This is a genomic window from Denitrobaculum tricleocarpae, from assembly GCF_007004665.1.
GTDB lineage: Bacteria > Pseudomonadota > Alphaproteobacteria > Kiloniellales > Kiloniellaceae > Denitrobaculum > Denitrobaculum tricleocarpae.
The window spans coordinates 160,309-186,063 of record NZ_ML660062.1 but is presented as its reverse complement, the minus strand read 5'-3'; the positions used below and the strand labels follow the sequence as shown (position 1 = coordinate 186,063).

Annotated in this window: 21 protein-coding genes; 6 read left to right on the top strand and 15 right to left on the bottom strand. The window is 61.4% G+C overall.

What is annotated here, in order from left to right; all coding sequences use genetic code 11:
• Positions 1 to 151: 151 nt before the first annotated feature.
• From FKG95_RS25450 to FKG95_RS25395, 12 genes are all read right to left on the bottom strand, one after another.
• Positions 152 to 853 (bottom strand): ABC transporter ATP-binding protein, encoded by a 702-nt coding sequence (locus FKG95_RS25450; RefSeq protein WP_142899263.1) that lies wholly within the window; start codon positions 851 to 853, stop codon positions 152 to 154.
• Positions 846 to 1,652, bottom strand: a complete 807-nt coding sequence (locus tag FKG95_RS25445; protein WP_142899262.1) for an ABC transporter ATP-binding protein — start codon at positions 1,650 to 1,652, stop codon at positions 846 to 848. The genes FKG95_RS25450 and FKG95_RS25445 overlap by 8 nt, the downstream gene beginning before the upstream one ends.
• Entirely contained in the window at positions 1,652 to 3,529 is a 1,878-nt protein-coding gene (locus FKG95_RS25440) for an ABC transporter permease (protein ID WP_142899261.1), read from the bottom strand. Before FKG95_RS25440 ends, FKG95_RS25445 begins: the two co-directional genes overlap by 1 nt.
• Before the next feature lie 237 nt (positions 3,530 to 3,766).
• Entirely contained in the window at positions 3,767 to 4,975 is a 1,209-nt protein-coding gene (locus tag FKG95_RS25435; protein WP_142899260.1) for an ABC transporter substrate-binding protein, read from the bottom strand.
• Between the two features lie 66 nt (positions 4,976 to 5,041).
• The gene (locus FKG95_RS25430; protein ID WP_142899259.1) at positions 5,042 to 6,109 is read right to left on the bottom strand and encodes an aromatic ring-hydroxylating dioxygenase subunit alpha; all 1,068 of its coding nucleotides are present in this window, start codon (positions 6,107 to 6,109) and stop codon (positions 5,042 to 5,044) included.
• Between the two features lie 68 nt (positions 6,110 to 6,177).
• Positions 6,178 to 6,492 (bottom strand): 2Fe-2S iron-sulfur cluster-binding protein, encoded by a 315-nt coding sequence (locus tag FKG95_RS25425; RefSeq protein ID WP_142899258.1) that lies wholly within the window; start codon positions 6,490 to 6,492, stop codon positions 6,178 to 6,180.
• A 134-nt stretch (positions 6,493 to 6,626) separates the two neighbouring features.
• Entirely contained in the window at positions 6,627 to 7,211 is a 585-nt protein-coding gene (locus FKG95_RS25420; protein WP_142899257.1) for an amino acid synthesis family protein, read from the bottom strand.
• Positions 7,208 to 7,792: an amino acid synthesis family protein gene (locus FKG95_RS25415; RefSeq protein WP_142899256.1), complete on the bottom strand. Its 585-nt coding sequence runs from the start codon at positions 7,790 to 7,792 to the stop codon at positions 7,208 to 7,210. Before FKG95_RS25415 ends, FKG95_RS25420 begins: the two co-directional genes overlap by 4 nt.
• Positions 7,785 to 8,678 (bottom strand): UPF0280 family protein, encoded by an 894-nt coding sequence (locus tag FKG95_RS25410; RefSeq protein WP_142899255.1) that lies wholly within the window; start codon positions 8,676 to 8,678, stop codon positions 7,785 to 7,787. The genes FKG95_RS25415 and FKG95_RS25410 overlap by 8 nt, the downstream gene beginning before the upstream one ends.
• Positions 8,675 to 10,189, bottom strand: coding sequence for a 6-hydroxynicotinate reductase (locus FKG95_RS25405; RefSeq protein WP_142899254.1), 1,515 nt, complete (start codon positions 10,187 to 10,189; stop codon positions 8,675 to 8,677). Before FKG95_RS25405 ends, FKG95_RS25410 begins: the two co-directional genes overlap by 4 nt.
• Positions 10,176 to 12,941 (bottom strand): molybdopterin-dependent oxidoreductase, encoded by a 2,766-nt coding sequence (locus FKG95_RS25400; protein ID WP_142899253.1) that lies wholly within the window; start codon positions 12,939 to 12,941, stop codon positions 10,176 to 10,178. The genes FKG95_RS25405 and FKG95_RS25400 overlap by 14 nt, the downstream gene beginning before the upstream one ends.
• Positions 12,938 to 13,798 carry an FAD binding domain-containing protein gene (locus tag FKG95_RS25395; RefSeq protein ID WP_142899282.1) on the bottom strand — a complete coding sequence of 287 codons (861 nt, stop codon included), beginning with the start codon at positions 13,796 to 13,798 and terminating at the stop codon, positions 12,938 to 12,940. The genes FKG95_RS25400 and FKG95_RS25395 overlap by 4 nt, the downstream gene beginning before the upstream one ends.
• 630 nt (positions 13,799 to 14,428) lie before the next feature.
• Here FKG95_RS25395 and FKG95_RS25390 point away from each other — a divergent pair.
• Positions 14,429 to 16,750 carry a sensor histidine kinase gene (locus tag FKG95_RS25390; protein WP_142899252.1) on the top strand — a complete coding sequence of 774 codons (2,322 nt, stop codon included), beginning with the start codon at positions 14,429 to 14,431 and terminating at the stop codon, positions 16,748 to 16,750.
• Between the two features lie 10 nt (positions 16,751 to 16,760).
• Here the strand turns inward: FKG95_RS25390 and FKG95_RS25385 are convergent, their stop codons facing one another.
• Positions 16,761 to 16,994: a DUF1289 domain-containing protein gene (locus tag FKG95_RS25385; protein WP_218940362.1), complete on the bottom strand. Its 234-nt coding sequence runs from the start codon at positions 16,992 to 16,994 to the stop codon at positions 16,761 to 16,763.
• A 198-nt stretch (positions 16,995 to 17,192) separates the two neighbouring features.
• Between FKG95_RS25385 and FKG95_RS25380 the strand changes: the two genes are divergently transcribed.
• Positions 17,193 to 18,911, top strand: coding sequence for an adenylate/guanylate cyclase domain-containing protein (locus tag FKG95_RS25380; RefSeq protein WP_142899251.1), 1,719 nt, complete (start codon positions 17,193 to 17,195; stop codon positions 18,909 to 18,911).
• On the opposite strand, the gene FKG95_RS25375 is transcribed toward FKG95_RS25380, so the two are convergent.
• Both FKG95_RS25375 and FKG95_RS25370 read right to left on the bottom strand, forming a co-directional pair.
• On the bottom strand, positions 18,908 to 19,408 hold the full coding sequence (locus tag FKG95_RS25375) for a tetratricopeptide repeat protein (RefSeq protein WP_142899250.1): 501 nt from the start codon (positions 19,406 to 19,408) through the stop codon (positions 18,908 to 18,910). The two genes, FKG95_RS25380 and FKG95_RS25375, sit on opposite strands and share 4 nt — an antisense overlap.
• A 23-nt stretch (positions 19,409 to 19,431) precedes the next feature.
• Positions 19,432 to 20,034, bottom strand: coding sequence for a regulatory protein RecX (locus FKG95_RS25370; protein ID WP_142899249.1), 603 nt, complete (start codon positions 20,032 to 20,034; stop codon positions 19,432 to 19,434).
• 322 nt (positions 20,035 to 20,356) lie between these two features.
• Between FKG95_RS25370 and FKG95_RS25365 the strand changes: the two genes are divergently transcribed.
• From FKG95_RS25365 to FKG95_RS25350, 4 genes are all read left to right on the top strand, one after another.
• Positions 20,357 to 22,651: a sensor histidine kinase gene (locus tag FKG95_RS25365; RefSeq protein ID WP_179954283.1), complete on the top strand. Its 2,295-nt coding sequence runs from the start codon at positions 20,357 to 20,359 to the stop codon at positions 22,649 to 22,651.
• 267 nt (positions 22,652 to 22,918) lie between these two features.
• A complete protein-coding gene (locus tag FKG95_RS25360; protein ID WP_142899247.1) occupies positions 22,919 to 23,731 on the top strand; it encodes an ABC transporter permease in 813 nt (270 codons plus the stop codon).
• 69 nt (positions 23,732 to 23,800) lie between these two features.
• Positions 23,801 to 24,625 carry an ABC transporter permease gene (locus FKG95_RS25355; protein WP_142899246.1) on the top strand — a complete coding sequence of 275 codons (825 nt, stop codon included), beginning with the start codon at positions 23,801 to 23,803 and terminating at the stop codon, positions 24,623 to 24,625.
• A 273-nt stretch (positions 24,626 to 24,898) separates the two neighbouring features.
• Positions 24,899 to 25,708, top strand: coding sequence for a TraB/GumN family protein (locus FKG95_RS25350; RefSeq protein WP_179954282.1), 810 nt, complete (start codon positions 24,899 to 24,901; stop codon positions 25,706 to 25,708).
• Positions 25,709 to 25,755: the final 47 nt, after the last annotated feature.

The following is a 25,755-nucleotide window of genomic DNA, read 5'->3' as shown; positions in this document are numbered from 1 at the left end:
TTGTTATCCGTGTGGCTCGGTGTCGGGTCTGTTTGTTTAGTCTAGCTCGGTGCAGGCCCGCTCCCCCTCCCGGCCACCCACATGATAATTCCGATGGGTGGCCGGGAGGGGGAGCGGGCTGGTGCCGGTTTCGGCGTCAGCCGAAACCTAATCAAACACTCAAATAAGCCTTACGGACCTCTTCGTTATTTTCCAGCTCCTCAATCGTCCCATCGTACTGCACCGCGCCGCGTTCGATGATGTAGGCGCGGTCGGCGACCAGTTTGGCGAAGTGCAGGTTCTGTTCCGACAGCAGGATGGTCAGGCCGAGTTTTTTCAGTTCGCGGATGGTGAAGGCGACCTGCTCGACGATCACCGGGGCCAGTCCTTCCGAGGGTTCGTCCAGCAGCAGGAATTTCGGATTGCCCATCAGGGTGCGGGCTATGGTCAGCATCTGCTGCTCGCCGCCGCTCATGGCGCCGCCCAGATTGTTGCGCCGTTCCTCCAGGTTGGGGAAGAGCTCGAAGAGCTTCTCGGGGGTCCAGTCCGGCGCGCCCTGGCGCGGCGGCTGGCGGCCGACCTCCAGGTTTTCCAGGATGGTCAGGTCGGTGAAGATCCGCCGTTCCTCCGGCACGTAGCCCATGCCCAGTTTGGCGATGCGGTGCGCGGGCAGGGCGGTGATGTCCTGCCCGCCGTAGGTGATCTTTCCCGACTGCGCGCCGACCAGCCGCATGATGCTTTTCAGGGTGGTCGACTTGCCCGCGCCGTTGCGGCCCAGCAGGGCGACGACCTCGCCGTCCGAGACCGACAGCGACAGGTCATGCAGAATGTGGGCGCGGCCGTAGAAGGTGTTGATCCGCTCCAGCTCAAGCATCGGCCAATCCCTCCTGTTTCCCGCTTGCTTCTTCGCCGGCCCCTTGCTCCCCAAAGGTCGAGCCGCCGCCCAGGTAAACCTCCTGCACGCGCGGGTTGGCGCGCACCTCCTCGACGCTGCCGTCCGCCAGGATTTCGCCCCGGTTCAGCACCAGGACTCTGTGCGCATGAGAGAAGACCACATCCATATCGTGCTCGGTGAAAAGCACGCCGATGTTGCGTTCCTTCACGATGTCGGCGGTCAGTTGCATCAGCCCGACGCGCTCTTTGGGCGCCATGCCGGCGGCGGGCTCGTCCATCAAGAGAAGCTGCGGACTGTGGGCCAGGGCGATGGCCAGCTCCAGGCGCTTGAGATCGCCGTAGGCCAGGACCGAGGCGGCGCGTTCCGCCTGGCTTTCCATGCCGACCAGCTCCAGCAGCGCTTTGGCTTCCGGACGATGGCGGCGCGAGGCGGGCGGCCAGACCGAGAAGATGCCCCGGTGATGGGAGATCAGCGCCATCTGCACGTTCTCCATGACGGTCATGGAGGCATAGGTCGCGGTGATCTGAAAGGTGCGCCCGACCCCCAGGCGCCAGATCTTTCGGGGCGTCTGGCCGACCAGCTCCTGGCCGTTCAGCTTGACCGAACCCTGGTCCGGCTTGAGCTGGCCGTAGAGCATGTTGAAGCAGGTGGTCTTGCCCGCCCCGTTCGGCCCGATCAGGGCCAGCAGCTCGCCCTGCTTGAGATCGAGCGAGACCTCGTTGACCGCGCGCACGCCGCCGAAGGATTTTGAGAGGCCGCGGACTTCCAGGAAAGACATCAGCCCGCCTCCTCTCGCGCTTCTTCAAGCCTGTTGGCTGGCCCGCCGAAGCGCCCGCGCATCCACTGGCCGACCCCGACCAGCCCGTTGGGCAGCAGGATCACGATGCCGATGATCAGCAGGCCCAGGAACAGCCGCCAGTACTCGAAGCGCGACAGCCAGTCCTGCAGCAGGGTGAAGACCACGCCGCCGGCCAGGGGCCCGAAGAGCGACTGCACGCCGCCCAGGAAGACGATGATCAGCGCGTCGAAGGAACGGGCGATCTCCAGCTCCGTGGGGAAGATGCTGCCCTTGGCGAAGACGAAGAGCGCGCCCGCCAGCCCGGACATGAAGCCCGCGAAGATGAAGGCCGACCACTGGACCAGGCGCACGTTGATGCCGATGGCCTCGCTGCGCAGCGCCGAATCCCGCCCGCCGCGCAGGGCGTAGCCGAAAGGGGTGTAGGCCATGAACAGGAGCGTGGCGATGCCGCTGAGGCCGACCGTGAGCACCAGGTAGTAGTAGGCCGTGGTGCCGCTGGCCCAGGCGCTCGGCCAGATGCCCAGAATGCCGTCGTCGCCGCCGGTGACCTCGCCCCACTGGAAGGCCACCGACCAGACCACCTGCGCGAAGGCCAGGGTCAGCATGGCGAAGTAGACGCCCGACAGCCGTACGCAGAACCAGCCGATGACCAGGGCCAGCAGGCCGGCGGCGAAGGGGGCGAAGAGCATGGCGAGCTCCATGGACGCGCCCGAGAACTGCACCAGCAGCGCCGCCGCGTAGGCCCCGCCGCCGAAGGTCGCCGCGTGGCCGAAGGAGACCAGGCCGCCGAGCCCCAGGATGAAGTGCAGGCTGGTGGCGAAGAGGCAGGCGATGATGACGTCCGCCAGCAGCACCTGCAGGAAGGTCCCGCCGAAAAAGGGCACGGCGGTCAGCGCGATGACGGCGGCGGCGAGCGCCAGCCAGAGGCGGCCGGAGAAGGCGCGCAAGGGCGCTTCCGGCGGGCCCTGACTGCCGTGGCTGCCGACGATCTCCGGACGGCCGAAGAGGCCCCAGGGCCGGAAGATCAGCACCACCGCCATGACCACGAACATGAGGACGAGCGTGCTCTGCGGCAGGAACTGGACGCCGAAGACGTTGAGCTCGGAGATCAGAAGCGCGGCCACGAAGGCGCCGGGGATCGAGCCCATGCCGCCGATCACCACCACCACGAAAACAGGCGCCAGGATGTTGAAATCCATCAGCAGGTCGGCACCGCCCTTGGGCAGCTGCGCCGCGCCGCCGATGCCCGCCAGGGCCGAGCCCAGAAAGAAGACGCCGCTGAAGAGCCAGGACTGGTTGACGCCCAGCGCGCCGACCATCTCGCGGTCCTGCGTCGCCGCGCGCACCAGAATCCCGACGCGGGTTTTGTTGAAGAGAAACCAGAGGCCGCCCAGGACCAGAAACGAGAGGAAGATCAGGACCAGGTCGTAGCTCGGCAGCAGCTGGTCGCCGATCTTCACCACGCCCTCGAAGCCCGGCGCCCGCTGGCCGATCAGATCGTCCGGGCCCCAGATCAGCAGCGCGAGATCCTGGATCACCAGGATCACCCCGAAGGTCGCCACCAGCTGAAAGAGCTCCGGCGATTTATAGATCGGCCGCAGCACGCCCAGCTCGACGATCAGGCCGATCACTCCGACCGCGACACCGGCCAGCAGAATGCTCGCCCAGAACCCGATGAAGCCCGGCAGCACCGTCATCAGCGAATAGGCGATGAAGGCGCCCAGCATGTAGAAGGAGCCGTGGGAGAAATTGACCACCCGGGTGACACCGAAAATGATCGAGAGTCCCGAGGCGACCAGGAACAACGCCGCCGCGTTCGACAGGCCGGTCAGAATTTGAACGATGAAGAAATCCATCTGATCTCGCTAAGGCTAAGGCCCTTACTTCACGCAGAGCTGAAACTTACGAAGAGTTGTGACAATTGTATGTCATAACGAAAAGAATCCGGGGGATAACAGCAGGCTTTTCGCTCATACCGGGCCCCTGCCCGGCGGAGCGGAGCGCGATCGTTCTTGATTGAAGCAATCAAGGACGTGAATCGCCCTCCCACTACCTGTTTAGCTCCGCCGGGATTGCATCGAGGCTGCGCCGGATCAGTCCGTCGCCGGGCGCAGTTTCCGGACTTCCTCGTCGGAGGGCAGGTAGTTGGCGCCTTCCTTGTAGGCCCAGTTGACCATCATGCCCTTGCCGTCCTTGACGGTGGTCGTGCCGACCCAGGCGCCCATGGTGGATTGATGATCGATGGCCCGGTAAGTGATTGAACCCGAAGGCGTGTCAAGAGTTAACCCCTTCATGGCCTCGACCATGGCTTCGGTCTCGGTGGAGCCCGCTTTCTCGATTGCGGCGGCGATGCTCAGGATGGTGTTGTAGCCGACCAGGGAGCCGATCCGCGGGTAGTCGTCCCAGCGGGCCTGATAGGCTTCGACGAAGGCCTTATGCGCCGGTTCCTCGATCGCGTACCAGGGATAGCCGGTCACCACCCAGCCTTCGGGGGCTTCGTCTTTCAGCGGGTCCAGATACTCCGGCTCGCCGGTCAGAAGGCCCAGCACCAGCCGGTCCTTGAAGAGTCCGCGCAGCGCGCCTTCGCGCACGAATTTCGCCAGATCTCCGCCGAAAGTCACGTTGTAGATCGCCTCGGGCTTGGAGGCTTCAAGCGCCTGGATCTCGGCGCCGGCATCGATCTTGAAAAGCCCCGGCCACTGCTCCGTCACGAATTCCACGTCGGGGCGTTTTTCCATCAGCGCCTTTTTGAAAGCCGCGACCGCGTCCTTGCCGTAGGCGTAGTTCGGCGCGATGGTCGCCCAGCGTTTCGCCGGGTTTTCCGCGGCGATTTCGGCCAGCATGCTCGCCTGCATGTGGGTGGAGGGCCGCAGGCGGAAGGTGTAGCGGTTGCCCTTGCCCCAGACCAGGGCATCAGCCAGGGGTTCGGCGGCGAGATAGAGCCGTTTCTTTTGTCCGGCGTAAGAAGCCAGTGCCAGACCGACGTGACTGAAGAGCGAACCGGTGATCATCACGACTTCGTCGCTGGTGAAAAGTTCTTCCGCGATCTTAATGGCTTCGCCGGGTTTGCCCTGGTCGTCGCGCGAGATCATTTCCAGCTGCTTGCCCAGCACGCCGCCCTTGGCGTTGATGGTCTCGACCGCCAGAACGGCGCCGTTCTTGTAGGGGATCGTATGGCCCGGCAGACGTTTGTAGCTGTTGATATCGCCGATTTTGATGGTATCCGCGGCAAAGGCCGCCGTTCCCATGACGTTTGCGGCCATCGCGACCGCCGCCGTCAGGCCAACCAGTTTCCTGTACATGTCTTCTCTCCTGTTTTGTCCATTCTTGTTATTTTCTTTTGCCCAAATCGGAAGCCCGGTTCGGCCCTATTGGGCGGCCGTTTGCGATGCACCTCCTGTGGTCTCCACATCAGGCTGTTTTTCCGCCGCGATCATCTTCTCGACGATCCGCCGGTAGAAATTCGGTCCCTTGTCGATGGCGAGCCGGATCGGGCGGCGGCTCTGGGGCCGCAGTTCCTCCTCCTGGATCGCTTCCAGAATGACCTTGTCCTCGGCAAAGGCGACCCGGAACATCTCGTCCATCTGCGGTGCCGCGGTCTCGTCTTCCATCGCCGTGTTGCGCAGGTGCATCCAGCGGTCGATGGTGGTGGTGGCGTTGACCGGCGTCATGAAATGCAGCGCGAAGATCCGCACGCCCTCGTCCCGCTTGTCTTCCGGCAGTTCGAGCGCGGCATCGGCGCTGCCGAAGTCGATCGCCGCCACGCAGGGCGGGTGCAGGTAGTAGTAATGCCAGCGGTCCACGTTGCCCGTAAACCCGCCGAACTTCTGGAAAAAGCCGATCGGCGGCGCATCGCGGATCCAGCGCGAGGTGACGATGACATCGCCGTCTTTCTCGGTGCTGACCGGCACCTCCTCGCTGGCGGAGTTGCCCAATGTGGTGGGGTGCACGAAACTCACATGGGCCGGATCGCAGAGGTTCTCGGCGACATTGAGGTAGTTCGATTTTAGATGCAGCGCGTCGCCGTGATGCATCGACCATTTGGGATCGGTGAACTGCGGCAGATCGAAAATCGAGTTGGGATCGGCCTTCTCGGCGTCACCCATCCAGATCCAGACGATGCCATGGCGTTCATGGGTCGGATAGGCCCGGACGTAGGCACTGGCCGGGATCGCCTCCTGTCCCGGAATGCGCACACAGTTGCCGTCCTGGTCGAAGGTCATGCCGTGATAGCCGCACTGGATACAGTCGTCTTTCAGCTTGCCCTTGGAGAGCGGCATCAGACGGTGCGGACAGCGGTCCTCGAGGGCGGCAACGCCACCCTCGCTCTTGCGGTAAAGGACCACGTTCTCCTCAAGGATCGTTGCGCGCGTGAGAGAGCGGCCGAATTCGCTCGACCAGCCCGCGACGTACCAAGTGTTACGAACGTACTCCATTTCCCTGTCCTCCAATGGCCACCCAGGCCGGTCCGCCCGGCCTGGCCCAGAATCCGGACCTTTAAAAACTAGTCCCAGTCAGGCGCGATCACGACCTTCAATCCGTCCGTCTCTTCCGTCAGGGTGATCTGGCAGGACAGGCGCGAGTTCTCCTGAACGTCAAAGGCCTCGTCCAGCATGTCCTGCTCTTCGTCCGCCGGTGCGTCCAGCTTGCCGTACCAGTCGTTGTCGACATAGATGTGACAGGTCGCGCAGGCGCAACAGCCATCGCATTCCGCCTTCAGCCCCATGTCCGCGTCGCGCAGGACGCGCATCAGAACCTGCCCCGGTTTGGCGGGCAGTTCATGGCTTTTACCCTCGCGGTCGATCACCGATACAATCATGTTCCCCTCGTCGTTCCAAAGTTGTCGCCAAATTGAGCCACCTGTAATGCGGTATTTCGGGCTCTATGGCTATTCGTTTGTGATCTTCGGAACGTCAAATCCTGATCCACTACAGTTCCTGGTGCGCCTTAGTGCTAACGCAGACCGTCCTCGCCGACGGCATCGCCCGCTTCCAGGCCGCCAACTCTGGCGTGCGGCCGGCCGGAATCCGTAACCGAAACCGCAACCATGATTTCATTGGGGCGCGGTGCATCCGGAACGCGCACTTCTATGCCGTCGAAATGGCTGCGGACGTAAGCCGCGTCTTTGTGGCCCAGCGGCACATCCAGGGCCTGACCGGGCCCGCCCATCTTCTTGGACGAGGGCACGAGAGCCGCGCCCTTCTCAACCGCCTTGCGCAGCGGCGCGCCCAGGCGCGGATGCAGAATGGCGGCGGCATGCTCCAACTCGCCGTTTTCGCCCACCATAGCGGCCTTGCCGTAGCTCTCGGCCTCTGCCGGTTCGATGCCCAGCGCCGCGACGCAGGCGTCACCCAGCAATCCACCCAGCTCGGCGCCGATCTCCATCAGCGGATCCAGGTCTTCCACGTATTTGCCGGCAAAGGGATTTTCGATGACCGCCACGGCCACGGCCTTGCGCGTGGGCGGGGAGACTTCGCGGCCGATTTCTTTATGAGTCTGTTCGACCGATGTGATGATTTTTCTGATCTTCGCGCTCATCGCAATCCGTCCTCTCCCCTGATATCCGCGGCCGCCAGACCGCCGACGCGGTTGTGAATCCTGGCACCCGTGCTCATCACCAAAGCCAGCAGCATTTCGTCCTGCCGCGGCGAGTCCGGCAGGCCGACCTCAATGGCGTCAAAGTGGCTGCGCACATAAGACGCATTGATATGGGTGATGGGGATATCCAGACGGGTGCCGGGACCGCCGACCTTTTTTGTCGAGGGCACGATGGCTTTGGAATCGCCCAGACGCTCGCGCATGGAGTAGCCGCCCGGCACATGCCAGAGCGCACCGTGCTCCAGCTCGCCGCCAGTGCCGACAATTGCGCCCTTGCCGAAACCCTCGACCACAGCCGGATCCCCGCCCAGCGCAGCGATGAGCCGGTCCGCCATGTCCAGACCAAGTGGTTTCAGGTCGTCCATGAAACCGGAAATCTCTTCCACGTAGCCGCCTGCAAAGGGATTTCGGATGATCGCAAGCGCAGCCGCGCGCTGCAGTGGTTGAGCGGGGGCGGGGCCGAACTCGTGGTAGATGGTTTCGACCGTGACCAGCATTTTACGCAGCTCGACGTCAGGCATGGGCCGCTCTTTCAGTTTTTGGGGTTTCAAGGATCAGGGGGAAGGCTTTGTTGCAAACCTCGATCTGGTTTTCCAACGTCAGCACCGCCGCATGGATAAGTCTGGCGTCCCGGAGCCTTTGGGCTTCCGCGAGGCCATTCGCAAGGGCGTGCGACACCTCTTGAGGGTTCAAGAACCCCAGTTCGACGGTGACTTCGCGCGCACCCAGATCGCTGTCCGGGTCCAGCTCGCAGGCGGCTTGCCGCTCAATGGCGGCGTGTCCGGGAAGATCGACCGCGTTGGCAATCATCGTTGCCGCCGCGTCCGCCGCCGCCGCAGAGGACGCAAGGACCGTGACCGAATCGGCAATGCCGAGCGACAGGCTGCGGCCGTGACGTCCGCTGGTGGCGATGCCGCGCACCGGCTCTCCGGCGTTCACGGTAAAGCGCCCGTCGAGCTGCGGTCTCCGCGGGTCGGCGACCAGTCCGGTGGTAAAGGATTGCCCGGGGGCAAGATACAGGGCGATATCGCCGCCGTTGTTGACGTAGGCCTTCTCAAGCTGCGCGCCATGCGTCATGGCATATAGAATGTCATCTGCGACGGCGCCGGCAACCGCGGCCATGGGCGTGATAAAGTGACGGTCGGCGAGCGGCCATGTCGCCTGGGCCATACGGCGCGCAATCTTGCCGCGGAACGCCTCGCCGGTGGTCGTAACGGGCTGGCGCAACGCGGTCAGTTCCTCGACCAGTTCGGTCAAGACCATCAGAAACCGCCGTTGTGCCGCGACGAAGGCAAGCGCGCGCTGATCCTGATCCGCAACCGCTTCGATGATCAGGTCGATCGGTCCCTGCTGGAGATGCAGACGGCCGTCGCTCAGGATGGCCGATTGAGGACTGGCCCAGCTCATGACCCGCGATCCCTGTCCCAGCGATAGAGCTTGCTCGTTGTCGGCCAGGGGTTGTCGTCCGGATTTTGCACCCGCCGCGAGCCGCTTTGCGCCAGTACATCCTCCATGGAGACCACTGCGTCCATATAGCCGCCGAGCTGTTCGTAGTCGTCGAGGCGCATGGTGAATTCGATGGGGGCGACGATGGCCGGTGTCGGGACGTAGCCAAAGGAGTTTTCCGGCATGCGGGTCACGTCCACCATAACCGTGATACCGCCGCCGGGCCAGACATAGACCGGCGCACCGCCGCAGGAAACGTATGTCAGGGTGTCTTTGACCGAATGGGTTAGCCGCACCGGATTCTCGGTGACACCGGCCCGCAGCGACCCCCCGGCACCGCCCATGAAGAGCACTGAACAGCAGGCCGGTTCGCAGTTCTCGGCGATGCGTTCGACCGAAACCTTGAGGCTGGCGGGTAAATCCTTTTCGACCGGCTTCAACTCGTCGTCCAGCTCAAAGTAGGCGTATTGTTCCCCGGTGGTCGAAACCATGAGCAGGCTCTGACCCGCTTTGGCGACCTTGGGGTCGAAATCGCCCAGGATCGCAAGGGGGTCGTCAACGTCTGTCCCACCCCAACCGGCACCGGGCTCCGCAACCTGGAAGTAGCGCCCGGGGGTGGAACGCCGGCCTTTGATCCTGATGCCGGTGGGTTCGACGCCCAGGACTTTCCCGGCCTGATGTTCCGAGAGCACGCCCGTGATGTGGTCATCGACCACCACCACCTCGTCGCTGTGACCGAACCACTGTTGCGCGAACATGCCGATGGTGGCGGAGCCACAACCGACCCGCATGCGCTCCTCCTGGAAGCCGTTGACGATCGGCGGTTTTCCCGCCTGCACCACAACGTCGGAGCCTTCGTCGATGGTCAGCTCGACCGCTTTGCCGTTACAGAGGTTCAAGAGGGTGTCGCAGGTGATCCGGCCTTCTTTCTTCGACCCGCCGGTCAGGTGATTGACCCCGCCGAGCGAGAGCATCTGCGAGCCGTACTCGCCGGTGGTGACGTGGCCGACCGCCTCGCCCGCGGCCCGGACCACGGCCTGTTCCGGTCCGAGATGCCGGTCGGTGTCGATCTTCACCTTGACGCCGCAATAGCTGAAGATGCCTTCGGTTACCACGGTCACCATGTCCACATCGTCGGCTTTGCTCGAAACGATAAAGGGCGCGGGTTTGTAGTCCGGGTAGGTCGTGCCCGCGCCGACCGCCGTGACGAAGCCGCTCTGTCCGACCAGATCGCCGCTCCATTCCTCCTCGCGGTTCATGAAGGGCACGAGCTTGTGGCCGTCGTCCTTGGCCTGTTCGATTATGGTCAGCGGGTCAAGGCGCACCAGCACACCCGCGTGATTTGCATAGCGGTCGCAGGCGCCTGATTTCCCGTCGGCGATATAGCACATCACCGGACAGGCGTCGCAGCGGATCTTTTCGACCGCCGCGGCGGGTTTTGTCTGCGCCCTGCGCTGCTCAGCCTGATCCATTTGACACCTGTTTCTTCTCTCGTGCACGGAGCGCGGCATGGACCTTGTCCGGGGTCGCCGGCAGGTTCCGGATGCTTGCCCCGGTGGCGTCCCGAATGGCGTTGAGGATCGCCGGTGCGGTGGCGACGAGCACATGCTCTCCCAGGCCTTTGGCGCCGTATGGGCCGTGGAGGTCAGGCTCTTCCAGAACGACCGATTCGATCTGCGGAATGTCGCCGATGGTGGGAATCAGATAGTCATGCAGATTCTCGCTGCGCCCGGGTATGAATTCTTCCATCAGCGCAAGACCGATCCCCTGCGCCGAGCCGCCTTCGATCTGCCCCTCGATCAGGGTCGGGTTGATGGCGCGGCCGACGTCATGGACGGCGGTCAACTTGATCAGTTTCACCGTGCCCAGGGCTTCATCGACCTCCAGCTCCATCATCTGCGCGCCGTAACCATAGGCCGCGTAGGGTTCGCCCTGTCCGTTCTCGTCGAGCGGCGAGGTCGGCGGGTCGAAGGTGCCTTCACCCATGGCAACGAAACCTTCACCGTCACTTGCAAGGCCCGACAGTGCGATGCGATGGCTGCCGTCGTCATCGTCTGCCAACAGATGATCGCCGTCCAGCCAAAGCCGTGCATCGCTTGAGACGTTGGCGAAGCGCAACAGCTTCTCGCGGAGACTTTCGCCCGCGAGAAAGGCCGCTTTGCCGGAAATGAAGGTCTGACGCGATGCCGAGGTTTTACCGGCGTCCGACGTCAGGTCGGTGTCGTCGTTGACGAAATCCATTGCCTCGACCGGCAGTCCGATGGCGTCGGCGCAAATCTGCGCAATCACGGTATTGGCGCCCTGGCCGATGTCCACCGCACCGTTGAAAAGCACAAGCCGTCCGTCTGCCTTCAGGCCGACCTGGATGGTCGAGGGATTCGGCAGAGAGGTATTGCCGCAGCCGTACCATAGCCCGGAGAGACCGACACCGCGCTTCAATCCGGCATTCCTGGGATCGGCGTTACAAGCGGCCGCTTTATCGCGGGCGTCCCGCCAACGGCTGCGGAGGGCCTCCAGGCATTTCTTCGCACCGCAGCCTTGCCCGAAGACCTGACCCGTGACTGTGGGGACACCGTTTTCCAAGGCGTTGATGATCCGGAATTCGAGCCGGTCCATGGCCAGTTCGTCGGCCAGTTCATCGAAGAGACTCTCCTGCGCAATCGCCGACTGGGGGACCCCGAAGCCCCGGAAGGCGCCTGAAACAGGTCCGTTGCTGTGGATGCCCTGTGCCACGGCCTCATAATTCGGAATGCGGTAAGGACCGGAGGCGTGGACCGGTACGCGGTTGGCCACGGTCGGACCCCAGGAGGCGTAAGCGCCTGTGTTGAAGATGCCATCGAATTTCATGGCACAGAGTTTGCCGTCCCGGGTCGCGCCGATCTTTGCTGTGATCTGCGACGGGTGGCGCTTGGTGGTGGACGCCATGGACTCGCCGCGGGTGTAGACCATCCGCACGGGACGGCCCAGTTTCCAGGCGGCGATGGCCAGGAAAGGATGGGTCGAGAGGTCGAGCTTGGAGCCGAAGCCGCCGCCCACCGCCGTGGGAATCACGCGGACCTGCTCTGGCGCAACGTTCAGAATCGCCGCGATCTCATCGCGGTTCATATAAGGCGCCTGTGTGCAGACTTCGATCTCAAGCCGGTCACCGATCCGCCGCGCCATTCCGGCTTCCGGTTCGATATAGGCGTGTTCGATATAGCCGGTGGAGAAGCTGCCCTCGACGGAAGCGGCGGCTGCATCGAAACCGGCCGCGATATCCCCGCAGCGCACCCGTCCGACGGCCATGCGGTTGCCGGGCCGGTTGGGGTGAAGCTGCGGCGCGGACTCGGCCAGCGCGTCTTCAGGCGTCAGGCTATGCGGCAACTCCTGCCACTCAACCGGAAAGTCTTCGAGGTCGAGTCCCTCGATAGCGGTGGGCGTGCCGACCACTGCCGCGACCGCCTCGCCCCGGAACCGGGTTTCGTTTTCAGCAAAGACCGGCTGATCCGCGAAAGGCGGGATCACGCCGAAGTTGTTCTTCCCGGGTACATCCGCCGCCGTCAGGACCATCTCGACGCCCGGGTGCGACGAGACATAGGCCTCCAGGTCGTGGAAGATAAAGGCCGCGCGGTGGTGGGGTGAGCGGATCACGCGGATCAGCAGGCTTTCGGAAAGCCCGGTATCGGCGCCGAAAATCTCCGTGCCGCGAACTTTGGCTTCACCGTCGACCCGGTTGAGGCGGGCGCCGACGGCGGCGCCGGAGTTGCTGCGCAATGGGGCTATCGCAAAGTCCGATGCCTCCATGACCGCGCTGATGATCTTGCGGTAACCCGTGCAGCGGCACAGCACGCCGCCCAGGGCGTCCTTGACTTCCTCTTCGCTCGGCTTCGGTGTTTTCTCGAGCAAGGCCGCAGCGGACACGATAATGCCGGGTGTGCAGATCCCGCATTGCGCCGCGCCGTGATGAAGCATCGATTGCTGCAGCTTGGAGAGTGCGCCGTTTGCGGCCAGACCCTCGATGGTGGTCACCGCGCGGCCCTCTACCTGGGCCGAGGCGGTCATACAGGCGCAAACCGGCTCACCGTCGATCAGAACAGTACAGGCGCCGCAGTCACCCGCGTCGCAACCCACCTTGGTGCCGGTTTTGCCCAGGCGCTCACGGAGCAATTTGGTCAGGCGTTCCGCAGGCGGCGCTTCGAGCCGGGTCGGCTCACCATTGAGTGAAAAGGAAAGCACGACGTTCATGCGGGTCCCGCCTCACCGATCGGTGCAACGGCGCGCTCCAGAGCGCGCCGAACCAGCTCTGCGGCGATATCCGTGCGATAATCGGCGGTTCCCCGCACATCATTGATCGGAGCAAGACCTGCGACATGTTCAGCCGTGACAGCTTCGGACAGTCCGCTTTTCGCTGCCTGTCCGATCAGACTTTCCTCCAGGCCTTTCAGGCGCTGCGCAACCGGCGAACAGGAGCCGACCGCAACACGGGCCTCCGCGATCTTACCCTGCGCATCGGGCGTGATCATCACGGCGACCATGGCGATCGAGATCACCAGATAGCGCCGGGCCCCGAGCTTCAAAAACGAACCCTGGCTCTGCGGCCCGACGTCGGGAATGAACAGGGCACTGACCAGTTCGTCCTGACGGCAGGCCGTTTTCCGGACTCCGGTAATGAAGTCCGCCAAGGACAGGCGGCGGGCACCGCTGGGAGAGGCGAGTTCGACCTCGGCGTTCAGCGTCAGGAGGGGCGGCACGCCGTCGGCGGCGGGCGATGCGTTACAGATGTTTCCGGCCAGGGTGCCGCAGTTTTGAATCTGGATCGAGCCGACTTCCCGGGCCGCCGCCTTGAGGCCGTTGAACGCCGCGGGAAGCCGCGCTTCTACGACATCGGTCCAGGTTGTCAGGCCGCCGATGCGCCAGCCGGAGTCTTCTCTCGTGATGCCGCGAAGTTCGGGGATGGCGGTAAGGTCAAGCAGGCTCTCGGAGATCGGTCGATCGCCCTGGGCAGGATAGAAATCCGTGCCACCGGCGAGAATACGCCAAGAGCCTTGTTTCATGCACTGCAAGGCTTCGTCGAGCTGAGTCGGCCTCGAGAATTCCCCCATACGCTTAACCACCACCTCGTTGATTTGCGTGTGCTTATTTATCGTATGTATACCAATGTAGCATTGGTGTAGCAACATCGTGACTGCTGTTCGGGTTCTGCGTCAACTAAAAACTGAAGGGTGGCGATGTCGCCGGGCCTGTGCCTCTGGCGCAGGACCGGGGACGCGCAAGTCCGGGGGCGAGCTGGACCGGGACCGCAGATGGTTTGCTTCCAAAGTTGATGATAAAGCAGCGAGAGGCATCACCGACTGGCGATGAAGGACGCAGTCATCTGCCCGGAATGCCACGGGAGTGATCGGGGTTCCCAGCGCAGATACAAGCCATTGTTCCGGCTGAAATCGTCTCCCGCAGTCGCTGACAAGTTCAAGTAAAACACCAGGAAGGACAAAACAGGTTAAAAATATCTCGTATAGGGCGTATAATTTCATTCGTATGCAGCATTTAACGAAATGACTTTTTGTTTGTATGGTTACGGCAACACATCGGTGACCCTCTCCAGAACTGTGATGGCGGGATGAAATCGTGGATTTACGCAGAGTTGCGGTTCGGCATTTAACACCGGGGCGGGGCTGCCGCCTGAGGGTCCTTCAAGAGGGGGCGATGTAACCCGTTCAGGGTTCGGCGAGAGTATGGACAGTGTTCGCAACGGGAGAAGAGCTTACATTGCGGTTGCTGTCTGTTTGATCAGCCTGCTGGTTTTTGTCGGTTTCTTCATCCACAGTTCGGAGCGCGAGCAGCAGAGGTTGGCTGAGGCTGAGTTGACAGCCGTGGCCAACGGAATCGCAACACTCGCCGTGTTCGAATTAAAAACATCGCCGGCACCGAACCTGCCTCGCCTGCTGCAACAGCTCGCGGTGGCAGATGATCTGTTGCGCATCGCTTTCCAGGACAACGAGACTGCAAAAACCTACGAAGTCGTGCGGTCATCCAATGATCTTTTCCCGGACCTGGACGACCCGCGCCGCGGGATGAGACTTGATGTCATCTCGCTCGAAATTCCTGTGTTCCTGGAGGGAAAGCTGCAGGGGCGCCTGGAACTGGAGAAACCGGTCTTGCCGCCGCCCGGGGCGCGTTCGATGTGGGAACATCTTTTTGTGTCCCTCCTGACCTTGTTTGCGGCGCTTACGGCCGTCCTGATCGGTCTCAGAATCTTTGTCGTTGCGCGCAGTTCCGCAAGTTCCGACTCACGGCGTCCTCTCTCACCGCTGGAAGCCATCGTAAGTCCATTCCGCAGTCACGATTCGGCGGATTTCGCGGCTTTGAGACCGGATCAGGTTGCAGCTGTTGTGCGGCAGGCCGGTTTTACGATGATGGTCAATCTTGCCAATATTTCGTTTCTGCTGGCGATCCTATGGCAGGAGGTCCCCTTACCTCTGCTGATTCCCTGGGCGGTGTTTGTGTACCTTCTGGTCCTGGCCGCGCTCTGGTCTTGGTGGCGAAATCACAAACGTCCGTTACCTGATAAGGTGTCCAAGCGGGCCTTGCGCCGCATGACTTACCGCGCCGGTGTTCTGGGCCTGGCGTGGGGCATCGCGCTTTCCGTCTTCTTCACCGATGCCAGTGCCGTCGCACGCTACATTCTGATTGCGGTCGGGCTCGGGACAGCGGCCGGCGGCACGGCCGCACTGGCCCCAGTGCCCTCTGCGGCGATCGCCTTCACCAGCGCTATCCTGGTCCCTGCAGCTTTGCGGTTTGCGACTCTCGAGGGCGACGGCTTCATTACGCTGGCTGTCCTTTGTGTGCTCTTCGCCTGCGCGATGGGGGCTTTCCTGAGCCAGGTCTATCACGCCTTCGCCCGTAACGTATTGGCGCGGCTGGATGAAGCCCGCCATGCGGAAACCCTTGCACTGGTGATGAATACCTATGAGGAACAGGCTTCCGACTGGCTGTGGGAAACGGATTCCGACGGACGCCTCCGTGCGGTGCCAAGGCGCATGGAGTTGCTGTTCGGAAAGAACACGGGCGGCTTGACCGGGCGGACCTTCAGAGAAATCGGGGCAGGCTCGGAAGGCAACGCCTGGTATGAGCTTTTGCAGAAGCTTGATGCAGGCCAAGGCTTTCGCGGCGAAGTGATTGAGACACTCGATCACCTTGGTGAGCGGCGCTGGATATCTCTCTCCGGGCGCTGCCGGCCCGGTGGCGAATGGCACGGCGTCGGTTCGGATGTGACGGAGCGGGAGCGGGCCTTGGCCTCGATGCGTGAGGCGATCGAGGCTGCTGAAGCGGCATCGCGCGTCACCTCGGCGTTTCTTGCCACCACAAGCCATGAACTGCGGACACCCCTCAATGCAATCATCGGCTTTTCGCAGATGCTGACAATCGGTCAACTCAAGCCGGAGAAGGTCAAGGACTACATCCAGACGATCAATAGCGCGGGACAGCACCTGCTGCAGATCGTCAACGGTATCCTCGAAATGGCGCAGATCGAAGCTGGCAGTAAAAGGCTGTTTCGGGAAACCTTCGATCTGGAGGAAATTGTCGGCGCATCCGTCGAATTCCTCTCGTTCGAAGCCAGCAAGGCGAAGGTCACGGTAAGAGTGGCACCCAGCGCCGCACCCATTCGCATTTGCGCTGACCGCCAGGCGCTCCGGCAGGTTCTGTTGAACATCATCGGGAATGCGGTGAAGTTTACCCCCGAGGGCGGATCGATCGACGTCGCGGCCCGAACGCTTGACGACAGCGTCGAGATCACCGTGGCCGACACCGGGATCGGCATTTCTCAACGCCACATCGACCGGGTCTTTCAGCCATTCGCCCAGGCCGACGACCGCTTGGCCCGGCGCTACGAAGGTACCGGCCTGGGGCTCTCCATCGCCAAGGGCCTGATCGAGCTCCACGGCGGCAGCTTGTTAATCAGGAGCCGTGTCGGTGAAGGCACGACGCTCACCGTTACCCTGCCCCGAGGCCTGTCTGGAAATCAGTTGGAGCGGCAGGAACCGGCCTCCCAATGACCGGTAGGCTTTATCTTCGCGTCTCGATCATCGCCAGGACGCTTTTTTTCTCTTCCGCGGTCATAACAGGCCAGTCACGGATCTCATCGACGTTCCGGAGGCAGCCGATGCACAGACCCGAGCCATCGTCGAGCTGGCAGACACTGATACAGGGCGAGGGGATGGAGCGGTCGATGCCGCGCAGACGCGCCTGTTTTCGCCGCTCGCGGCGCGCCATGCGTTCTGCGTCCTGTTCTTTGTTCAAGGTTTTGAAACCTTCGCTCTGCGTATTATCCCAAAATCGGCTCACTTCGATTAAGGCACTGCGATCCCGACCTTAAAGTCCCGCCGTAGGGAAATGCCTAACGAGATCGTGTTGATTGCAGATTTGCCTATCTGCGAGCCCCCAATATATCCTCGTTGGCGCAATTGCCAGCCAAAGTCGTGAGAAGCAGGTTTTTTTATGGTCCGTCGATTACGCCTTTGGAGCGGCCTGTTTCTGATGGCGTTTGTCTTTACCCACTATGCGAACCATGCGCTTGGGATCGTATCGCTGGAGTGGATGGAGGCCGGCCGCCGGGTCTTTCTCGCCTTCTGGCGGTTCCTGCCGGTCAGTGCCTTGTTCTACACAGCGTTGATTCTGCATGTTCTCCTGGCCTTCTGGGCATTGTACCAGCGTCGACGCCTCAAGATGCCGCCCTGGGAGTTCTGGCAGACGCTGCTCGGCTTCGCGATTCCGCCGCTTCTGGTAATGCACATCCTGGGAACGCGATTTGCCCATGAAGTCTATGATCTCGACGGCAGCTATTTCAGTGTTCTCCTGGTTTTCTTCGTTCTGCGTCCCGACTACGGCGTCAGGCAACTCATTACAATCGCGGTGGTTTGGGTTCATGGCTGTCTCGGCGTACACTTTTGGCTCAGGCTCAAGCCCTGGTATCCTCGCGTCTTACCATATCTCGCGGCCCTTGCCTTGCTGGTGCCTGTTCTGGCCGCGGTCGGCGCCTTCGTCGCCGGACAGCAGATTGCAGTCCTGGCGCAGGATCCGGCGTGGCTGCGGGAAGTTGAAGCCACAGTGCAGCTCGCGACCCGTACCCAGGCAGCCCAGATTGCACTGCTCGACAACATTGTCCTCGGCGTTTTGGCGGCGCTCCTGCTTCTCTCGCTGTCCGGGCGGGTGATCCGGCGGATGCTGGACCGCCTGCGCGGCCTGGTCCATCTGACTTATCCCGACGGGCGCCGTGTCGCGGTGGTTCAAGGCACGACGATCTTGGAGGCCAGTCGCGGCGCCGGGATAGGGCATGCGTCGGTCTGTGGCGGCCGTGGCCGCTGCTCGACCTGCCGCGTGCGTATCGGCACGGGCTCCGAGGATTTGCCCCCGCCCAGTCTGGAGGAAAAGCGGGTCCTCGAGCGGGTTGGCGCGCCGCCCAATCAACGCCTTGCATGCCAGACGCGGCCACAGGCCGATCTGGAGGTCACACCGGTGCTTCCACCCAGTGTCAGTCCGCGCCAGGCCGAGGGCGGGGCCGACTACCTGCAGGGCCAGGAGCGGGAAATTGCCATCCTTTTCGCGGATCTGCGCGGTTTTACCACTCTGGCTGAGCACAAGCTTCCCTATGATGTCGTCTTCATCCTGAACCGGTATTTCGCGGCCATGGGGGCAGCGGTCGAGGCCAGTGGGGGCCGGCTTGACAAGTTCATCGGTGACGGCGTCATGGCCCTGTTCGGTATCGAGCGCGGACCCGAGTCGGGCAGTCGCAACGCGCTTGCCGCCGCGCGCGCAATGGCGGAGCGCCTTGAAGATTTGAACCGGGCCCTGGCCAACGACCTCAAGACGCCGCTGCGGATCGGGATCGGAATTCATGTCGGTCCTGTGATCGTCGGCGAGATGGGGTATGGTTCGGTAACTTCGGTGACCGCGATCGGCGACGCGGTCAATACCGCCAGCCGGCTTGAGACCATGACCAAGGAATTCGGCGCGCAACTGGTGATTTCCGACCCGGTGGCTGAGTTGGCCAGCCTCGACACGACGGGCTTCTCCAGTCATCGCATCGAAGTTCGGGGCCGCGAAGAAGGCTTGACGGTCAGGGTCATCCCGGCTGCGACGGATCTAAAACTGCCGGAAAAGCCCCAAGACGCCAAAATCACCAAAGCTGCGAAGAGGGTCGCCGCAAAGGCCGATTAACGTGTCTCGCCCGCAAAGTCTGCTATGGCCGCTTTGAGCTCGAGATACTCGTCGCATTTGGTTCCGCAGGCCTGTTCCAGAACCTGCAGCCGCTCTTGGGCGCGCGCCAGATCCGACGTTTCCAGATAGAGCTCACCGAGATATTCGTTGGCGCCCAGATGTTCCGGCTCGAGCTCCAGCGCTTTTAAATAATAGTCTAGCGCTCTGTTTCGGCGACCCAGCTTCCGATGGCTGAAACCCATCAGGCTGAAAGCATCTGGGTTGCGCGGGTTTGCTGCGATCGCTTTTTCCAACAAGGGGATCGCCGAAGCATAGCTGCCCAGGCCGATCAGCTTGATGGCCTTCGCCAGTTCCTTGTTCTCGTCTGAGGCGTCGTCTGACTCGTAACCGCCGACAGGACCTGCCGCTTGAACGACGGGTATCGGACTGGCCGGCGCGCCTAGCAAGAGGACGACCAGAGCCGCCGCAAGCCTGCGCGAGGTGAGTTTGGCGATCATAAACCTTTCCTTATGCCTGGGAGTTAGTCCCGCGCCGCAATTCGCATGGTCTCGACGTCTTCGGGATTCTCAGCATCGATGATCCGACGCACCAGGTCATAGCTGAACCCCTTTCGCCCGAGTGCCGCCATGTCTCTGTCACGTTTTTCCGCACGCTGTGCTTCAGTCCGATATGGACCGAGCCGCCGCTTTCTTGCGTAGACAATGGCTGCGGTGACCTCCGGGTCGGCGCTCTGCTCTCTGAGGCCGGTGAGAGCGGACTCGATGAGATCTGCCGCGACACCCTTTGCGGCCAAATCGGCGCGGATGCCGCGCGCCGAGGTGCCGCGCCGATGCAGACTGCGTGCCCGAGTCTCGGCATATCCCTGATCGTCGAGCAGGCCGTTGCGCACCAGCTTCTCGAGAATCGCGTCAATCTGCTTTGCGCCTTCCTCCCGGTCCGTGCCGTGTGCACGCGCCGAACGTTCAACTCTCATCATCAGCAGGCGTGCCAAATGTGCCCGCGAGGTCGCGTAGCGGTCCAGGTGGTAAAGTGCAGCATTTTCGAGGTAGCGCGCGGTTGCCTTCTTCGGTCCTGTTCTGCGGCGCCGGCCCTGTTGCTGCGGACTATCAGTTTCGTCAGTCATTAATACGCAAGATGACATGAGAAGCGCCTGGATTCACTGATAATACGCACCGCCTGTATTGAGCCGCGACGCAGCAAGGCCGACCGGGCCTTCAATGCTGATCGTAAAGGTATCTAAACCATATGTGTGCATTGTGTTTTGCGAAAACTCTATTCGATGAAATCGCCGCTCTATTCAGGGGTGAAACCTGGTCTCTGGTTGATTCTATCAGGAATAGTGCGGGGCGTCGGGCCTGGTCGTTCTCTGCCTTGGGCCCGGGGCGTTCAAAAGGCTGAAAAGACATATTGAAACAGGGGCGTCCCTGTTTCGATGCATGGGAAATATGACGACAAGCGGCAGAAAACTGGTCGATGCACAGGTCTATGCGTTCTTCGCCGCAATGCTTGTTGTGTTGATGTTGCTGTTCGGGTTTTTCGTCGACAGCGCCAATATCGAGCAACGGAACCTTGTAAAGGCGGAGCTCTCCTTGGTGGCGCGGGAAACTGCGCAAGTCGCGGAACGCATGCTGCGTGAAAAGGACTTCTCGCGTCTTCGAGAAGTTCTTGGTGAAATTCAGTCAGATCACGAACTCGCCTATCTTTCGGTCTCGGATGTCCGGAACGCTATAATCCTGAGCCTTCCCGAGGGCCGGCAGCCGGCCAGCAACCCGCTTCAGACCCTCTCTTTAATGCTTCCGCTGGGACCGGACGATGCGCGGCTGGGCTCTCTGGTTCTCGAAAAAGATCTGGTCAAGACCTCTGAGCTCCAGTCAATCGGCAGTCACCTTGTGATGTCGCTGGGGGCACTGCTAGCGCTCGTTCTCGCAGCCTGGATCGGCTTGAGGTTCTTCGTGATCACCCGCAGATCCAAAGACGCGAACCACCCTCTGCCCTTTTCGACACTTGCCTCGATTGCCAGTCCGTTCCTCAAGTCCGATCATCCGGAGTTCGCGGCGCTCAGGCCCGATCAGGTCGCAGCTGTTGTGCGGCAATCCGGCTTCACCATGGCACTGGTGCTCGCGAATGGTGCATTTCTGGTCGGCAGCGTTTGGTCTCAGGTGCCGCATTGGGTCCTTGTAAGTTGGGCGGTTTTTGTGGGCGCGCTGGCCACGGCCAGCCTGCGGGTCTGGCTGCGGAACCGCAATCGCCCCTTGCCGGCTGCCGTTTCCAAGGCAGCCTTGCGCCGGATGACGTATCACTCGGGTTTGATGGGGCTGGCCTGGGGCATTGCCCTTTCGGTGTTTTTTGTCTCCGTCGACACCAACAGCCGCTTTATTCTCATTGCCCTGGGGTTGGGCATGGCGGCTGGCGGAACGGCAACACTTGCGTCGGTTCCTTCCGCAGCGCTGGCGTTCACCGGTGCGATACTTGTTCCGGCACTCCTGCGCTTCGCCACTCTGGAAGGCGATGGTTTTACGACACTGGCTATCCTCTGCATTCTCTACGCTGGCTCGATGGGCGCTTTTCTGGGGCAATCCTATCACGGTTTCGCCCGCAACGTTCTGGTGCGCCAAGCCCAGGAACGCCAGGCGGAGACCATTGCCCTCGTACTCAATACCTACGAGGAGCAGGCGTCGGACTGGCTTTGGGAAACGGATAGCGCCGGGCGCCTCAAGTCTCCGCCCGGGCGCATGGAATTCCTTTTTGGCTGCCAAGCCGGAACGCTCGCGAATACCCGTTTGATCGGGCTTTCTCCTAAGGGTGGAGATGAAGGCTGGCCGGAGTTCTGCACTGCGTTCCGGGAAGCGGAAAGCTTCCGCAGTTTGGTCGTGCGCGCCACCGACATTGAAGGGCAGGACCGCTGGATCTCACTCTCGGGCCGCAAGCGGGAAGATGGCGGTTGGCATGGCGTCGGCTCGGATGTCACGGTCCGGGAAACGGCCCTGATACAGCTCCGGGATGCGATGGAAGAAGCGAAATCGGCATCTCGAGCGACGACGGCGTTTCTGGCGGCCACCAGTCATGAACTGAGAACGCCCTTAAATGCCATCATCGGGTTCTCACAGCTTCTCACCAGCATCGAGGTTCCCAAAGAAACAGCCAAAGACTATTTGGAAACGATCAACGGCGCGGGCACGCACCTGCTCAATATCGTAAACGGTATTCTCGAGATGGCCCAGATTGAGGCCGGGCATAAAACCCTGCGGTATGAGGAGGTTGATGTTGCGGCTGTGACACAGGAAGCCGTCGTGTTTTTGTCGTTACAAGCTCAAACCGCAGGCGTAGCCCTCAGGTTTACGCCTCCCATGCCGGTTCAGGCAATCGAGGCAGACCGCCAGGCCCTGCGCCAGGTTCTGCTCAACGTCATTGGCAACGCGCTGAAATTTACACCGGAGGGCGGTGCCGTCGATATCGAGATCACCGGAGGCGTTGATGACATCCGCATGACCATCTCGGATACCGGCATCGGCATTGCGCCCGAAGACGTGGACCGCGTGCTCAAGCCCTTTGCCCAGGCCGACGACCGGCTGGAGCGTCGCTACGAAGGAACCGGGCTCGGCCTTCCGATCGCCAAGAGCCTGATTGAGCTGCATCGCGGCGCGCTCTCCATCGAGAGCGATGCAGGCAAGGGGACCACAGTAAGCATCGTGCTGCCACGCAGCGCAGCCGTGTCACCGCAGCTCGCCCGCGTCAACTGAGTCAAACCAAGCGAACTCCCTAGTATCCCGAATCTGAAATTCACTTCATTGAATTTTAGATTCAATCGGACACTAACTCATTGAATCTAGTGTAATTCAGTCTCTTAAATTCGCCGCATATTATGCGGCGAACTTCAGAAACATCACACTAGCCGACGGGCCGTTTCGCGTTTCGCCGAGTTGCCGCCACGTCGCGCTCGTACTCGTTACATCGCAAAAGTAACGGATATCTTGCAAGCCGCGTCTCGGGGGATTATTTCATCCGCTATGCAATCTTCTCCGACAACCAAGCCCTTGTCGCCCCGCAAGATGGGGGTGATCAATGGACGCGGACTCTGGACACTCTACGTTAAAGAGGTCCGCCGCTTCATGAACGTTTTTTCCCAGACGCTACTGGCGCCGATGGTAACCACCCTGCTGTTCCTTGCTGTCTTCGCCCTGGCATTGGGTGGCGGCGGGCGGCAGGTTGGCGGTGTGGATTACATCCTGTTTCTGGGGCCGGGCCTGATCATGATGTCCATGGTCCAGAACGCCTTCGCGAATACCTCTTCCTCCATCCTGATCGCCAAGGTGCAGGGCAATATCGTCGATTTACTCATGCCGCCGCTATCTCCGGCAGAGCTGGTGATCGGGGTTGCCGGCGGTGGCGTGACGCGAGGGGTCATGGTGGGATTCGTTGTGGCACTGGGCATGTCGGTCTTTATGCCGCTCTCGGTTCACAACGCAGGCTTTATCATCTGGCACGCGGTGAATGCGTCGCTGATGCTGGCGTTGCTGGGAATGATCGGCGGTATCTGGGCAGAGAAATTCGACCACATCGCCGCGGTGACCAACTTCATCATCACGCCCTTCTCCTTCCTCTCTGGAACCTTCTATTCCATTGAGCGCTTGCCGGAAAACTGGCGGTTTATCGCGGATTTCAATCCCTTCTTCTACATGATCGACGGCTTCCGCTACGGCTTCATCGGACACGCGGATTCCTCGCTGACCGTGGGCTTCTTTCTGGTCCTTATCGTCAACATCATCCTCGGGTTCACGGCCCACCGCATGATTGCGACCGGCTATCGGCTTAAGGCATGATGCTGCCGTGACACGCAGTGCGCAGCTTGCCTCACGAAGCGGCGGTGCTGCGCCGAAGGCGGATAAAATATGAGTCTGGGCGCGGCAAGAGAAACTGGAAAACCAAGAGCCGCCCGCCGCTACGGGGCCGTCAACTGGCGTGGTCTCTGGGTGCTTTATTCCCGCAAGGCCGTGCTCCGGTTTCTGCGCTACGGCTTGGAATCGATCGCCGGCCCGGTCGCCTCGAGTTGTATTTTCGTTTTGGTCTTCGTTCTTGCGCTGGATGGCGGCAGGGCAATGTCGCCTGATTTGACCCTTGCGCAGTTCGTTGTGCCCGGAATCGTCATGTTTACGCTGGCCCAGGTCGCCTTTGATTCCGCAGCCGTGATGATTATTCACGACAAGCAGGACGGGGTCATACAGGATGTACTGATGGCGCCTCTTACGCCCCTCGAGATTGTCGTCGGCTATAGTCTGGGCGCTGCCACCAACGGACTGCTGACCGGCGGTATATTGTTGCTGATTTTTGCGATTTTCATCGACCTTCCCTTCGTGAACCCGCTCATGGCAATCGCTTTTGCGCTCGGCGGGACAGTGCTTTTTGCCATGGTCGGCATGATCGTTGGAATCTGGTCTGAACGCTGGGATCACTTCAGCGCCGCCGAGACTTTTCTCGTCATGCCGTTGGGGCTGCTCTCAGGCACATTCTTTTCTCTCGAACGTGTGCCGGCCGGGTTTGAATGGTTGCTGCTGGGCAATCCGATGTTTCATGCCATAAACGGCTTAAGGGCTGCTCTGACCGGCCACAGCGATGCTTCGCTTTGGCTGGGTGCCGGCATGATTGCCGGACTAAGCCTGCTTCTGGCCGCGATAACCTGGCGTCTCTTCGCTCTGGGATACCGGATTAAGTCTTAGTCCGGAGGCAGCCCTCCCGATGCCTCAAATCCAAGATTTAATCGAATCTCTACTCTTTAGGGTTGAAGCTATGCTCAGGTAGGATTGCATAGAGAAGCTGTAGGGGCGCGGAGCACCATGTTTTTAATGAGATTTTTCGAACTTTCGTCACATCCCGAGATTGCTGTTCCGCGGGACTTGCGTACCCGATCCCTCCCGTTTTTGCTTCTTCTCGTTCTCTGTTGGTCCGACGTAGTTCTGGCACGCGCAGTCGAGCAGCCCTTCGGACAAGGTGTGTTATGGAAAGTCGAGGAGCCGAACAGCGACGCCGCTCCGAATTATGTGTTCGGTACGATTCACGTCACTGACCGACGGGTTTTGAACCTGCCGATGGAGGTCCGAAAGGCCTTCGCCCATGCGCGCGCTGCTATCTTCGAGATCAGGCAAAGCGGTAACGATGCCGCTGTAATGAGAAGTATTATGATGCTGGACGAGGATAAGTCGCTCAGCGACTATCTTACTCGCGATCAGCTTCGACTCTTGGGCAAGGCGGCTGAGCTGTATGGCTTTGAGGAGCGTGACCTCCAGCGTCTAAAGCCTTGGGGTGTTTACTTGCTCCTTTCCGCGCCGCCATCTGAGGACGCGCGGCAAAGGCAAGGCAGGAAAATACTGGATTTTGCAATGCAGACCCGCGCGCGCGATTTCGGGTTGCCAGTTTACGGGCTTGAGACACTTGAGGAACAGATGGCTCTTTTCGATGGGATGCCGGATAGCGACCAAGTTGCGGTTTTAGACTCAACCCTGCAGCAACTGGAGCAAGCTGAATCACTTTATGAGAACATGTTGCAGCTCTACCTGGCCGGCGATATCAGCGGTATTTTCGCTATGATCAGCGACAGTCCGGGGGCGCCGGACGCCGAAGCCTTGGCTAGTTTTTTGGATAGCCTTCTCGACCAGCGCAACCTCAACATGGTCGATCGCATGCAGGAGCACCTGCAGGAGGGCGGCGCCTTTGTCGCGATCGGCGCCTTGCATCTGCCCGGCGAGCTGGGCGTGCTGAACCTGCTTCAGTCCAAGGGTTACAGGCTCACGCGGGTTTACTGATCCCTTCCGAGGCTTGAGACCCGGTCCTTGCGATCCGGCACATGGCG